General features: G+C 76.4%; 11 protein-coding genes and 2 pseudogenes. 7 read left to right on the top strand and 6 right to left on the bottom strand.

Annotated elements, in window-relative coordinates; translation table 11 throughout:
* Both ACFWXO_RS36065 and ACFWXO_RS36060 read right to left on the bottom strand, forming a co-directional pair.
* Window positions 1-1,777 (bottom strand): annotated as a pseudogene (locus ACFWXO_RS36065) (TIGR00374 family protein); the annotation flags it as partial.
* 149 nt (window positions 1,778-1,926) lie between these two features.
* Window positions 1,927-2,688, bottom strand: coding sequence for an SDR family oxidoreductase (locus tag ACFWXO_RS36060; protein WP_380529402.1), 762 nt, complete (start codon window positions 2,686-2,688; stop codon window positions 1,927-1,929).
* Window positions 2,689-2,869: 181 nt separating this feature from the next.
* Here ACFWXO_RS36060 and ACFWXO_RS36055 point away from each other — a divergent pair, with 181 nt between their 5' ends.
* The 5 genes and pseudogenes from ACFWXO_RS36055 (at window position 2,870) to ACFWXO_RS36035 (ending at window position 6,184) form a co-directional block, all read left to right on the top strand.
* Entirely contained in the window at window positions 2,870-3,766 is an 897-nt protein-coding gene (locus ACFWXO_RS36055) for a helix-turn-helix transcriptional regulator (protein ID WP_380529400.1), read from the top strand.
* A 50-nt stretch (window positions 3,767-3,816) separates the two neighbouring features.
* Window positions 3,817-4,083 carry a UBP-type zinc finger domain-containing protein gene (locus tag ACFWXO_RS36050; RefSeq protein WP_375887480.1) on the top strand — a complete coding sequence of 89 codons (267 nt, stop codon included), beginning with the start codon at window positions 3,817-3,819 and terminating at the stop codon, window positions 4,081-4,083.
* 120 nt (window positions 4,084-4,203) lie between these two features.
* Window positions 4,204-4,470 carry a hypothetical protein gene (locus tag ACFWXO_RS36045; protein ID WP_380529398.1) on the top strand — a complete coding sequence of 89 codons (267 nt, stop codon included), beginning with the start codon at window positions 4,204-4,206 and terminating at the stop codon, window positions 4,468-4,470.
* Between the two features lie 131 nt (window positions 4,471-4,601).
* Window positions 4,602-5,609 (top strand): annotated as a pseudogene (locus ACFWXO_RS36040) (sigma-70 family RNA polymerase sigma factor); the annotation flags it as partial.
* Window positions 5,610-5,692: 83 nt separating this feature from the next.
* Window positions 5,693-6,184: an NUDIX domain-containing protein gene (locus ACFWXO_RS36035; protein ID WP_380529396.1), complete on the top strand. Its 492-nt coding sequence runs from the start codon at window positions 5,693-5,695 to the stop codon at window positions 6,182-6,184.
* Between the two features lie 67 nt (window positions 6,185-6,251).
* Here ACFWXO_RS36035 and ACFWXO_RS36030 read toward each other — a convergent pair whose 3' ends face one another.
* The 4 genes from ACFWXO_RS36030 to ACFWXO_RS36015 all read right to left on the bottom strand — a co-directional run bounded on the left by ACFWXO_RS36030 (window position 6,252) and on the right by ACFWXO_RS36015 (window position 9,691).
* A complete protein-coding gene (locus ACFWXO_RS36030; RefSeq protein WP_375887470.1) occupies window positions 6,252-7,010 on the bottom strand; it encodes a Clp protease N-terminal domain-containing protein in 759 nt (252 codons plus the stop codon).
* Window positions 7,011-7,107: 97 nt separating this feature from the next.
* Entirely contained in the window at window positions 7,108-7,845 is a 738-nt protein-coding gene (locus ACFWXO_RS36025; protein WP_380529394.1) for a tyrosine-protein phosphatase, read from the bottom strand.
* A 177-nt stretch (window positions 7,846-8,022) separates the two neighbouring features.
* A complete protein-coding gene (locus ACFWXO_RS36020) occupies window positions 8,023-8,790 on the bottom strand; it encodes a VC0807 family protein (RefSeq protein ID WP_380529392.1) in 768 nt (255 codons plus the stop codon).
* 157 nt (window positions 8,791-8,947) lie between these two features.
* On the bottom strand, window positions 8,948-9,691 hold the full coding sequence (locus tag ACFWXO_RS36015; protein WP_380529391.1) for a hypothetical protein: 744 nt from the start codon (window positions 9,689-9,691) through the stop codon (window positions 8,948-8,950).
* A gap of 332 nt (window positions 9,692-10,023) precedes the next feature.
* On the opposite strand from ACFWXO_RS36015, the gene ACFWXO_RS36010 reads away from it, so the two are divergent.
* Together ACFWXO_RS36010 and ACFWXO_RS36005 are read left to right on the top strand one after the other, a co-directional pair.
* Window positions 10,024-10,899 (top strand): RNA polymerase sigma factor, encoded by an 876-nt coding sequence (locus ACFWXO_RS36010; protein WP_380529389.1) that lies wholly within the window; start codon window positions 10,024-10,026, stop codon window positions 10,897-10,899.
* A complete protein-coding gene (locus ACFWXO_RS36005; RefSeq protein ID WP_380529387.1) occupies window positions 10,896-11,960 on the top strand; it encodes a hypothetical protein in 1,065 nt (354 codons plus the stop codon). The genes ACFWXO_RS36010 and ACFWXO_RS36005 overlap by 4 nt, the downstream gene beginning before the upstream one ends.
* The last annotated feature ends 90 nt before the right edge of the window (window positions 11,961-12,050 follow it).

Raw genomic sequence — 12,050 nt, 5'->3', positions numbered from 1 at the left:
ACGCCGCGGCCGCCGAGCGGGCCCCCCGCCCCGCCGCCCCGGCCCCGACCCGGCCGACCGCCGGAGCGGCGGACGACCGGGTGGGGACGGCAGCGCTGCCCGAGCTGCCGTCCGGGACCACCGGCTGCCCGGTCTGCTGCCCACCGCCGGCCGCGTCGCCCGGCGCCTGCCCGCCCGGTGTCGACGCGCCCGGTGTCGACGCGACCGCACCGTGGCCGCCCCCCTCCGGGGCCTCCGCCCCCGCCCCCGCCGGACCGGCGCCCGGGCGGCGCTTGAGCGCCTGGCGGGTCGAGCGGGCGAGGGCGATCGGTTGGAGGAGGGGGAGTGCGGCGCCCAGGGCGTCGCGGCCGAGGACGGTGGTGGCGGTGCGGACGGCGCGGTCGGCGCCGGCCCGCAGGGCGAGGGTGGTGAGCAGTTGGACGACGTCGCAGCGCAGGACGAGTTCGCTGGCCGCGATGTCGCCGTCGGCGAAGTCGACCAGGTGGACCGCGCCGGTGCCGTCGACCAGCAGTGAGGACGGGACGAGGGCGCGGTGGGCGATCTCGCGGCGCTGGAGCAGGGCGAGCTGGCCCCAGGCGTCGGTGAGGAGCCCGTCGGTGATCTCCTCGTCGTCGAGCCGGTCGAGGGTGCGTCCGGCCAGGTGCTCGTACGCGATCAGGGCCGTGTCGTGGCCGAGGCCGGCGGTGGCGGCGATCCGGCGGGTGCGGACGCCGGCGGCGAGGGCGGCGTAGGTGACCAGGGCCTCGTGTTCCAGCCCGGTGCGCGGTGAGCGCAGGGCGCGCGGGTGGGGGGCGGTGCGCAGCCGCAGGCGGCGCCAGGCGCGCTGGACGGCGGCGGCGGTGACGGCCTGCCGGTCGAGCAGTTGGACGTCGAGTTCGGGCCGGTCGTCGGCCTGCCGGACCCGGTAGCGGTCCGGTCCGGCGGGCAGTGCCTCGACCGGTCGCAGTCCGCTGTCGCGCAGGGCGCGGAGCACTTCGCCGGGCCGGGGCCGCGGGTCCGGGGTGCCGACGGCGTACAGGGTGCCGTGGGCGCCGGTCCAGCCGATGAGCAGCCCGAGCAGCAGGGCGGTGGGGGTGGCGTACCCGCCGGCCAGTCCGGCGAGGCCGGAGAGGGTGAGGACGGCCCAGGGCAGGCGCCGTTCGCGGCTGGCGGAGGCGGTCATGAAGGCGAGGACGGGCGCCAGGTAGCCGTAGACGGGTTCGGTGTGCGCGAGCGCGTCGGCGGGCAGCCGCTGGGTGAGGGCGGTGAGCAGTGAGGCCGGGGCGAGGTCGTCGGCCCACAGGTCGAGGGCGAGGGTGGCGCCGTACGCGATGACGGCGGCGAGCAGCCCGTCGGAGACCTGCTGGAGGGCGCGCCGCCGGTCGGGGCCGAGCAGGCGGCGGACGGCGAGGCCGACGGGCAGCAGCAGGACGGCGGCGGTGGTGAGCCCGCCGGCCAGGTTCGCCAGCGGCCTGGGGACCAGCGCGGCGGCCCCGGCGACGTGGGCGGCGATGCCGCCGGTGGTGGCGCGGGCGTAGTCGGCGAGCAGCAGGGTGAGCGCGATCGTGATCAGGCCGGTGAGCAGCCGGATCAGGGCGACGGGCTGTCGGACCCGGCCGGCCTCGGCCAGCGGGCGGGCCCGTCGCCGCCGGCCTCCCGGGCCTCCCGGTCGGCCGGGTGCGGCCCTGTCGGCATGCCGCTGCCCGGGTATCTCCCCGTCGCTGTCCGGTCGTCCGGCCGGGGTGGTGGTGCCGCCCCCGCCGGTGTCGCCGTTCGTTCTCCCCGTCACGATCGCCACGGGTGGCATGCTCCCATGCCGCCCGTGGGCCGGGGGCGCGGGTTCGGCGCCCCCGCCCCGCCCCCGCCCCGCCCCCGTCGCGCCCCGGCCCCCCGTCGCGCCCCGCCCCTGTCGTGCCCCGCCCCCGTCGCGCCCCGGGCCCGCCCGCGTCACGCCTGCCGGGTCGGCAGCACCACCTGGTGGCGCAGGTTGACGTGCCGGGGCCGGCTCACGGTGTAGGCGATGAGGTCCGCGATGTCGTCCGCGCCGAGCGCCGGGATCGCGGCGAACAGGCCGCCGAGCTGTTCGCGCAGCACCGGGTTGTCGATGTGCTCGCCGAGTTCGGTCTCGGTGAGGCCGGGCTCGACGGCGCTGACCCGGACGTCGCGCGGGCCGAACTCGGTGCGCAGGGCGGTGGAGAGCTGGGTGAGGGCGGCCTTGGTGGCGCCGTACACCGCGTAGTCGGGGAAGGAGACGTGCGAGGCGATGGAGGAGACGTTGACCAGGTCGGCGGTGCGGCCGTCGGCGGCGGCCGCGGTGAGGTCGGCGGTGAAGGCGCGGACGATCCGCAGGGCGCCGGTGAGGTTGGTGTCGATCATCCGGGTCCATTCGTCGATCCGCCCGTCGGCGAGCGGGTTGGCGAGCATCACCCCGGCGTTGTTGACCACCAGGTCGACCGGGCCGTAGGCGGCGTGGACGGCCTTCGCGGCGGCGTCGACCGAGGCCTGGTCGGTGATGTCGGCGGTGACGGCGAGGGCCTGCCCGCCGGCCGCGGCGATCTCGGCGGCGAGCGCGTCGATCCGCCCGGTGCGGCGGGCGAGCAGGGCGACCCGGGCGCCGTTCGCGGCGAGCAGCCGGGCGGTGGCGGCGCCCATGCCGCTGGCGGCTCCGGTGACGACGGCGGTGCGGGTGGCGAGGGCGGGGTAGCTCATCGGGGACTCCTGGAGGGGTTCGACCTGCTGACGTCGACCACTCTGCGGCGCCGCCGCGCGCCTACCCAGGGCCACGTTCTTCCCGGGTCCGCGCTTTCCGGGAAGTCCCTGCCCGGGAAGTCCCTGCCTGGGAAAGGCAGTACCACCCTCGGGCCGTCGCCCCAGGGCTACCCTGCCTGGCATGGAGAACACCCTGGGGGACTTCCTCCGCTCGCGCCGGGCCCGGATCCAGCCGGAGGAGGTGGGCCTGCCCGCGCACGGCCGCCGCCGGGTGCAGGGCCTGCGCCGGGAGGAGGTGGCGCAGCTCGCCGGGGTCAGCGTGGACTACTACATCCGGCTGGAGCAGGGCCGCGGCGGGAGCGCCTCGGACGCGGTGCTGGACGCGGTCGCCCGGGTGCTGCGGCTGGACGAGGCGGAGACGGCGCACCTGCGGTCGCTGAACCGCCCGCCGAAGGAGACGCCAGCCCGGGTCCGCGGGGACCGGCGGGTCCGCCCGGGGACGCGGCTGCTGCTGGACCTGATGGCCGGGGTGCCGGCCTTCGTACTGGGCCGCCGGATGGACGTGCTGGCCTGGAACGCCCTGGGCGACGCGGTGAACGGCTTCTCCGAGCGCGCCGCGGCCGGAAAGCCCGGTGCGCCGCTCAACCAGGTCCGGGACGCCTTCCTCGACCCGGCCGCCCGCACCCTGTACCGCCAGTGGGACGCCGTCGCCGCCGAGACCGTCGCCCAGCTGCGCCGGGACGCCGGGCTGCACCCGGACGACCCGGCCCTGGCCGCCCTGGTGGGCGAACTGTCGGTGCGCAGCGAGGAGTTCCGCCGGCTCTGGGCCGACCACCTGGTGCGGGAGAAGACCAGCGGCGTGAAGCTGCTCCGGCACCCGCTGGTCGGCGACCTCGACCTCGGTTTCGAGACCCTGGCCGTCCAGGGCTCGCCGGACCAGGTGCTGGTCGCCTACACCGCCGCGCCGGGTTCGCCCACCGCCCAGAGGCTGGCCCTGCTGGCCAGTTGGACGGCCGCCGGCCCGGTTCCGGAGCCCGCGGAGCGCGCAGAGCCCGTGGAGTCCGGGGACGGGTCCTGAGCGAACGGTCTGAGCGGGCGGCCCGGCCGGAGCCGTCATAGCCTTCGAACATGACCGCCTGCGAAGACCTCGCCATGGCCCCCCGGGACATCGAGCCCGCCCCGCCCACCGACGGCTGCGCGGACTGCCTGGCCGGGGGCAGCCGGGACTGGGTGCACCTGCGGGTCTGCCTGGACTGCGGCCACATCGGCTGCTGCGACAACTCGCCGCAGCGGCACGCCACCGCGCACTTCCACAACTCCTCCCACCCGGTGATCCGTTCCTACGAACCGGGGGAGGACTGGCGCTGGTGCTACGTCCACGAGGTCATGGGCTGAGCCGGCCCCCGACCGCTCCGGTGGCACCGGCCCGTCGACCGGATAAAATCCGGACATAACACCCGAGCGGCCCCTCGGTCCGGCATCCGTCCGGCCGCGGCCGCCGAAGGGAGGCCGACGATGACCAAGCGAACCGCGGGCAGCACCGCCCAGCTCCGCAAGGGCACCCAGGAACTGCTGGAACGCCGGGGCATGGCGACGATGCCCGGCCGGCTCGGACCGAAGCCCGCCTTCGGCGCGCTGTCCGCCCCCGGGAGCCCGACCGGCGACGCCTTCCGCCACGGCGGGCGGGACGCGGCCTCCGCGATGCCGCACGCCGCCCCGGCGATGCACGCGGAACTCAAGGGGCACCGCCACCGCGGCGCCGAGAAGCACTCGGCCCACTGAGCCGGCCCCGCGCCGACCACGCACCCCGCTGACCGGCCGACTGTCAGTGGGGTGCGCTACGTTCGAGCCGTTCACCAGGACGCGGCGGGGCGCCCGGAACGCACAGGGCGCGACGGGGCGCGACGGGGCGAACGGAACGCACGAGGCGACGGGGGCGCACCATGACCGACGTGACCACGCAGGAGCCGGTGGAGCTCCAACTGGAGCGCCACCGCACCGAACTCACCGGCTACTGCTACCGCATGCTCGGCTCGGTCTTCGAGGCCGAAGACGCGGTGCAGGAGACCATGGTCCGCGCCTGGCGCGGGCACCGGGGCTTCGAGGGCCGCTCGGCGCTGCGCTCCTGGCTGTACCGGATCGCCACCAACGTCTGCCTGGACGCGCTGAACGGCCGCAAGGGCCGGGCCCGCCCGATGGACCTCGCCGGTCCGGTGACGGTGGCCACCGCGAGCGACGTCCGGCTGCCCGAGGTGACGTGGATCGGCCCCGCGCCGGACGGCCGGGTGCTCCCCGAGACGGGGGACCCTGCCGAGGTGGCCGCCCGGCGCGAGTCGGTGAAGCTGGCCTTCGTCGCCGCGCTGCAGCGCCTCGCGCCCCGGCAGCGGGCGGTGCTGATCCTGCGCGAGGTGCTCGGCTGGAAGGCCGCCGAGGTCGCCGAACTGCTCGGCGTCACGGTCGCCTCGGTCAACAGCGCGTTGCAGCGGGCCCGCGCGGTGCTCGCCGCGGACGCCTCCGCCGCCCGCCCGGCCGCCGCACTGGACGAGGCGCACCGCGCCCTGCTGGAGCGCTACGTCCGCGCCTTCGAGGCGTACGACATGGACGGCCTGACCGCACTGCTCCACGAGGACGTCACGCTCAACATGCCGCCGTACTCGATGTGGCTGCGGGGGGCGGCCGAGGTCCGGGCCTGGATGCTGGGCCCGGGGCACGGTTGCCGGGGCTCCCGGCTGCTCCCGGTGACGGCCAACGGCGGTCCGGCCCTCGCCCAGTACCGGCCGGGCCCGGCGGGCGGGTACGCGCCGTGGGCGCTGGTCGTGCCGGAGGTGTCGGACGGCCGGATCACCGGGCTCACCAACTTCCTCGACACCGACGTGCTCTTCCCGCTGTTCGGCCTCCCGGCCCGGCTCCCGGCCGAGTAGGCCGTGCTGCTCGGCGGGCGTGGCGGCCGCGCCCCGGTGGCAGAGTGGGGGCGACCGAACCGCCCTGCCCCAGGAGGAACACCGTGACGGCTGAGCCCTTGAGATCCCGCGAGGAGTGGCTGGCCTCGCTGCCCCGGATCTACGCGGCGGCGGGCTGCCTGCTGCGCGACGAGTCCGGCCGGATCCTGATCGTGAAGGCCGGGTACCGCGAGCACTGGCAGTTCCCCGGCGGGACGATCGACCTCGGGGAGGGCCCGGTCGAGTGCGCCGCGCGGGAGTTGGAGGAGGAGACCGGCATCGTCAAGGAGGCCGGCGACCTGCTGGCCATCTCCTGGACCCACCCCTCGAACGAACTCGACCACCCGGCCCAGCACTTGATGTTCGACTTCGGCACCGTCCCGGACGGCACCCCCGTGACCGTCCCGGCCGGCGAGCTGGACACCCACCGCTGGGCCCCGCTGGACGAGGCCCTGGAGCTGCTCGGCCCGGCCCGTTCGGCCCGGCTGCGGGCGGCCCTGGAGGCGGCCGCCGACGGCCGGGTCCGGATCGTCACCACCCACGTCTCCGGCTTCTAGGCCGAGCTGCCGAAGTGCCGTGCCCCGGAAGGGAGTCCACCCCGGGGCACGGTCGGTGGGCCGGTCCTCACCGAGCCCCGGGGTCGGCCTCCCGGGCGGCGATCAGGGCGGCGACGGCCTCCGAGACGAAGGTCTCCGCCTCGGTCTTGTCCACGTTCAGCCCGGCGAGCACGCCCTTCCCGTTCTCCAACTCCAGGAGGGCGAGCAGGATGTGCTCGGTGCCGACGTAGTTGTGCCCGAGCTTGAGCGCCTCCCGGAAGGTCAGCTCGACGGCCTTCTTGCCCTGGGTGGAGTACGGGATCAGCGCGGGCACCTGCTGCTCGACGGCGGTCGGCAGCGCGGCGGTGGTCGCCGTCCGGACGGCCTCCGGGGTGACGCCCTGGGCGAGGAGCGCCTTGAGCCCGATGCCCTCGGGCTCGGCGAGCAGGCCGAGCAGGATGTGCTCGGGGCCGATCTCGGGGTTGTTGGCCCGGCGGGCCTCCTCCTGCGAGGCCACCACGACCTTGCGGGCCCGGGGCGTGAAGCGGGAGAAGCCCTGGCTGGGGTCGAGGTCGGCCGGGCTGCCCGGGCCCTTGGAGACGAAGCGCTTCTGGGCGGCCTGCTTGCTGACGCCCATGCTGTGGCCGATGTCGGTCCAGGAGGCGCCGGAGCGGCGGGCCTGGTCGACGAAGTGGCCGATGAGGTGGTCGGCGAGTTCGCCGAGGTGGTCGGCGGCGATGACCGCGTCGGAGAGCTGGTCGAGCGCGTCGGTGTGGACCTTCTTGATCGCGGCGATCAGGTCGTCGAGGCGCAGCGGAGTGGTGTTGGGGACAACGGGATTCTCCATGCGTCAACCGTAGGTTGTCGATCCGAGGATCGTCAACCATCGGTTGACGCTTACCGTCGGGTAGCTTGTGCCCGCCCCCTGTCGAACTCCGCGACCCCTACGCGGCGGGCAGCAGTCGGCCCCGGACGGCGGCGACCTGGGCGGGCGTGACCCCGGCCGCGAGCAGGTATCCCGCCGGGTCCAGCCCGTCGAGCGCGGCGGCCAGGGCGGCCTCGGCGGTGGTCCCGGCCTCGGCCAGCGCGGCGTCGATCCGGCGGTACGGGTCCGGCAGGCCGAGCATCCCGTACAGCGGGCGGACGTTGGGGCCGCTCAGCAGGTAGTCCTCGGCGATCGAGGCCCGGTCGACCCCGGCCAGGGCGAGCAGCAGCAGGGCGGCCAGGCCGGTGCGGTCGCGCCCGGCGCCGCAGTGCACCACCAGGCCGCCGGGGCGGGCGTCGGCGATCGCGGTGACCAGCGCGGCGGCGGCGTGCGGGCAGTGCTCCAGGTAGGGGCGGAAGGCCAGCGGGGTGCCGTCCAGTCGGCCGTGGGCCGCCCACCAGGCGGGACCGGCCAGTTCGTCCAGCGGGACGCGGACCAGCTCGACGCCGTCGGGCAGCGGGAGGAGCGGCTTGTACTCCTCGGCGTTGCGCAGGTCGACCACGGTGCGGACACCGTGGTCGAGGAGGGCGTCCCAGCCCTCGCGGGTCAGCCGGTCCAGGTTGTCCGCCCGGGCTATCGCGCCGCGGGTGGTCGGGCGGCCGGAGGCGGTGGGGAGTCCGCCCAGGTCACGGACGTTCAGGCAGCCGTCCCAGACGAGGGTGCGGTCCTCGGTGGTGGTCAGTGCGTCGGTCCGCATGTGGGGCTCCCCGGTCGGTCGTCTCGGGGGATCCCGTTATCCCCTCGTTATATGGACTCCCGGGAGATCCCATTGGTTCCTGATCGTTCGAACCCTCGGCACCGGCAGTTCGTACGGCGTACCGACGGTGTGCCGGCTGCGTTCCGGCTGCGTGCCCGGCGGCGCACCGACGGGGGCTCAGGCCGCGGTCGGGGTCCCGGTCTCGGCGGCGACCAGCTTCTCGATCGGGTCGACCGCGATCCGGCCGAACAGCGAACCGGCCGCGATCGCGCCGATCAGGAACACGGTGGACAGCCAGGCCATGGTCGACACCGGCAGGGTGAAGGCGCCGACCACCCGGGCCGCGCACTCGGCCAGCAGCGCGGTGCCCCAGATGCCGGCGAACACCCGCTCGTGGCGGCGGAAGGCCCGCGAGCCCGCCGCCCGGCCCTCGACCAGCCGCTGCCAGGCGGCGGCGCGGTCCTGCTTCCCCTTCGTGAGGAAGGGCATCAGCACCGGGGTCATCACCGGCTTGCCGACCGCCGCGGAGACCAGGATCGCCAGCGCCACGGTGCCGCTCAGCCCACCGTCCTTGGCGATCATCATCCGGGCGTCGCCGGTGACGAAGGTGAGCGCCAGGCCCGCCAGGTTGACCGCCAGCATCAGCGCGGCCCACAGGTTGACCTGACGCTCGCGCAGCAGGCCGAGGACGGTCCGGCCGGCCGGGAAGACGCTGCTCCAGGCCAGCGCGGCGAACTCGCTGAGGCCGCAGACCGAGTGCAGCAGGTAGTACCCCGCCAGCGGGGCGGCCACGTCGAGGACCAGCGGACGGAGCCCCGAGGCCACCGGGTTCGGCGCCGGGGCGGCGGCCCCGTCCGCGGGGGCGGGGGCGGTGGTGGCGGTGGCGGTGGCGGGCGTGGTGGTGGCGGGAACGGTGCCGGCGGCGCTGACGGTCTGGCTGCTCATGGTGGGTTCCTCCCCGGCTGGTGGCCGCGGGCCGCTGCCCGCGTCGTGCCTCCAGCTTCGCCGTCCGACCCTCCGTCAGAGCAGTGCCGTCCGTTGCCTGATCCGCATGACAGCTGTCACGGTGCGGCCCGTGACACCCCCGCCGACCTGCGCCGTTCTAGGGGTGCGTCGGGCCGAAGGCCCACAGCTCCCGGCCGAGTGTGTCCAGGCACCGCACCGTGCGGAACCGTTCGTCCCCGGCGGACAGGAAGCCCTGTGCCGCTCCGGCCAGCACCGTCCGGGCGACCCCGTCGCCCCGGGTCCAGGCGCCGGTCAGCACCAGCGCCCCGTCGGCCAGCTCGGCACGCTGCACCCGGGCCACCGAGGCGGTCAGCAGCGCGGCGTTGACGTCCTCCAGCTCGGCGGGGGAGAGGTACGGTCCGGCGGTGGGGGAGAGGTCCGCCGCGGCCCGGCGCCGCAGCTCCGGCAGGCCGTAGTCGCGGACGGCGGCGACGGCGTCGTCCAACGGCAGCCGCCAGCGCGGCCCGGGCAGCACCTCCCACCAGACGTCCTCGCCGACCGGCAGCACCTCGCCGATCCGGGCCCGCCAGACCTCGACGCCGCCCCCGGCGTCCGGGCCCGGCCGCTCCCCGTCGGTCCCGCCGCCACCCGCTCCGTCGCCGCCACCGGCCCCGTCAGCGCCGCCCGCTCCGTCGGCGCCACCGGCCCGACGGACCACGCGGAGCCCGAAGGTGAAGGCGACCCGGTCGGCGGCGGGCCGCTCGACCAGCTCGACCAGCAGCCGGTGCGTGTCGTCCGGCAGGACGAAGGCCCGCTGCCGACCGGTGAGGCCCAGGGCGCGCAGGGCGGGCGCGAGGTGTTCGCGCAGTCCCGTCGTGTGGAGCTCGTGGGCAGTCGTCATCGCGGTCTTTCCCTGCTGGTCGTGCGGTCGTCCCGGCCCCGCTCCGGCCGGGGACAGCCCGGAAGCGCCCGCCCGAACGGGTTCGGGCGGGCGTCGTAAGAACGGGCGCGGCGGGGTCGCGGGGTCACGGCGCGGGGTCACGGCGAGGGTCGGGCGCGTCGGCGGGCCCGGCGTCCGGGGCGCGGTCGGCGCCCGGATCGATTCGCCTACCGACAAGGTAGGCAGGGGCGGTGTCCCGGGGCTGCGGGCGAACGGCAGCCGTCCACGGGACCTTGGCCCCGTCCGGCCCGGTCCTTCGACTGGAGCCGACCCGTTGGCCCGGATGGCGCATCATGTGGCGGGTGCAGAGTGCAGAACAGCCCGGAGCGGGCACCGGCAGCCCCCTCGGCCGGTCCGGACCAGTACCCTCCGTCGGCCCACCACCGGGCGGGGGCCCCGCTCCCACCGACCTGACCGAGGCGGTCCGCGCCGCACAGGAGGGGGACGAAGAGGCGTTCCGGCTGCTGTTCCGGACCGTCCAGCCGGGCCTGCTGCGCTACCTGAGGGTGCTCGTCGGCGGGCGGCCCGAGGACGTCCAGGACGCCGAGGACATCGCGTCCGAGGCCTGGCTCCAGATCGCCCGCGACCTGCGCGGCTTCTCCGGCGACGGCGACGGCTTCCGCGGCTGGGCCGCCACCGTCGCCCGCAACCGGGCGATGGACCACCTGCGCGCCCGGCGCCGCCGCCCGGTCGCCGACCTGCCGTACGAGTACCTGGCCGAACTGGCCGCCGGGGACGACACCGCCCGCACCGCCCTCGCCACCGTCGGCACCGCCGACGCGCTGGCCCTGATCTCCCGGCTGCCGCGCGACCAGGCCGAGGCGGTGCTGCTGAGAGTGGTCATGGAACTGGACGCCGAGAGCGCGGCCCGGGTGCTCGGCAAGCGGGCCGGCAGCGTCCGGATGGCCGCCCACCGGGGGTTGCGCCGACTGGCCAAGCTGCTGGACCAGCCCTTCGCCTCCGGGGCCGGGATCCCGGCCGCCCGCCGGGCCGAGCCGGCTGCCCGCCGGGCCGAGCCGGCTGCCCGCCGGGCCGAAGCGGCCGCCGGGGAACGGTCGCCGGCCCGGGCGCGGGAGTCCGCGGGGCGACCTGCCGTGGAACCCACGGAAAAAACTTCTCCGCAGGGTGTGACAGAACGCCGGGCCGCGACGCTGAAGGACATGAGATGAGCACCAACCGATCCCGTCGGATCGACCGTGATGCCGCCGAGCACCTGCTCGGCGGTGCCGTGGGCGGCCCGTCGGCCGGGCAGGACGCCTCGCTCACCGGACCGGACGGTCCCGGGCAGCTCGCCCGGGTGCTGGCCGCGGGCGCCGCCCCGGCGACGGCCGCCGAACTGGCCGGGGAGGAGGCCGCCCTGGCCGCGTTCCGGCAGGCGAGTCTCACGCCCGACCCCGTAGTGACACCCCTCCGGAGACGATCCATGGCAACCGCCGCGCTGGCCAGGGCCTTCAGCACGAAGGCCGCTGCCGCCGTGCTCGGCGCCACCGCGCTGTGCGGGGTCGCGGTCGCCGCCGGCACCGGCAACCTGCCGTCCGCCCTGGGCGGCGGCCCGTCCGAACCCGAGCACGCGGTCGCCGCCCCGGGCGGCCCGTCCGGCTCCCCGCACGGCACCTCCACCGGAACCGGCTCCGGCTCCGCCTCCCCGGGCGGACCCACCCGGCCGTCCATCGGCGCCCCCGCGGACCCGCACCGCACCGTCCCGTCCGACCCCGGCTCGCCCGACGGCCCCACGGCCGGCGAGCACCCCGGGCACCCCGCCCCGCCCGCCGCCCTGGTCCCGCTCTGCCAGCGCTTCGCGGACCGTACGGGCAAGGGCGAACGCCCCGGGAAGCTGGCCGGCGACCCGCTGTTCGCCCCGCTGGTCGCGGCGGCCGGCGGAGCGGACGAGGTCCAGGACTACTGCGAGGGCGCCCCCGGCCAGGAGCACGGGGACCACCAGGGCACCGGCCCGCAGCCGAGCCCCTCCGGCGCCGGGAAGGGCAACGGCGACGGCGACGGCAAGGCCAAGCCCGGCAAGGGCAACGGGAACGGGACCGGTACCGGTACTGGCACCGGGAACACCAACGGCAACACCAACGGCAACGAGGACACCAACGGCAACGGCGACGGCAAGGCCAAGCCCGGCAAGGGCAACGCGATCCCGACCCCGTCGAACCTCCCCACCCTGCCGGACACCCGTCCGGGCAGGACCGGCCCCTCCGAGGACGAGCAGTCCGCCCGGAGATGACCCCCAGAACTCCGGATGGGCGGGGCCCCGAAACCCCCCCGCGAGACGCCCCGGCCCCGAGGCCCCCCCCCGGCGAGGGCCACCCCCCCC

It is taken from the genome of Kitasatospora sp. NPDC059088, assembly GCF_042738155.1.
In the GTDB taxonomy this organism is placed as follows: domain Bacteria; phylum Actinomycetota; class Actinomycetes; order Streptomycetales; family Streptomycetaceae; genus Kitasatospora.
This window is presented reverse-complemented; position numbering and strand designations above follow the sequence as displayed.

Bases quoted from the DNA above. Each gene is read 5' to 3' on its own strand.
- ACFWXO_RS36055 (WP_380529400.1), top strand. From the start codon at position 2,870: ATGGAGAACACCCTGGGGGACTTCCTCCGCTCGCGCCGGGCCCGGATC.
- ACFWXO_RS36045 (WP_380529398.1), top strand. From the start codon at position 4,204: ATGACCAAGCGAACCGCGGGCAGCACCGCCCAGCTCCGCAAGGGCACC.
- ACFWXO_RS36030 (WP_375887470.1), bottom strand. From the start codon at position 7,010: ATGGAGAATCCCGTTGTCCCCAACACCACTCCGCTGCGCCTCGACGAC.
- ACFWXO_RS36005 (WP_380529387.1), top strand. From the start codon at position 10,896: ATGAGCACCAACCGATCCCGTCGGATCGACCGTGATGCCGCCGAGCAC.
- ACFWXO_RS36025 (WP_380529394.1), bottom strand. From the start codon at position 7,845: ATGCGGACCGACGCACTGACCACCACCGAGGACCGCACCCTCGTCTGG.
- ACFWXO_RS36060 (WP_380529402.1), bottom strand. From the start codon at position 2,688: ATGAGCTACCCCGCCCTCGCCACCCGCACCGCCGTCGTCACCGGAGCC.
- ACFWXO_RS36050 (WP_375887480.1), top strand. From the start codon at position 3,817: ATGACCGCCTGCGAAGACCTCGCCATGGCCCCCCGGGACATCGAGCCC.
- ACFWXO_RS36015 (WP_380529391.1), bottom strand. From the start codon at position 9,691: ATGACGACTGCCCACGAGCTCCACACGACGGGACTGCGCGAACACCTC.
- ACFWXO_RS36010 (WP_380529389.1), top strand. From the start codon at position 10,024: ATGTGGCGGGTGCAGAGTGCAGAACAGCCCGGAGCGGGCACCGGCAGC.
- ACFWXO_RS36020 (WP_380529392.1), bottom strand. From the start codon at position 8,790: ATGAGCAGCCAGACCGTCAGCGCCGCCGGCACCGTTCCCGCCACCACC.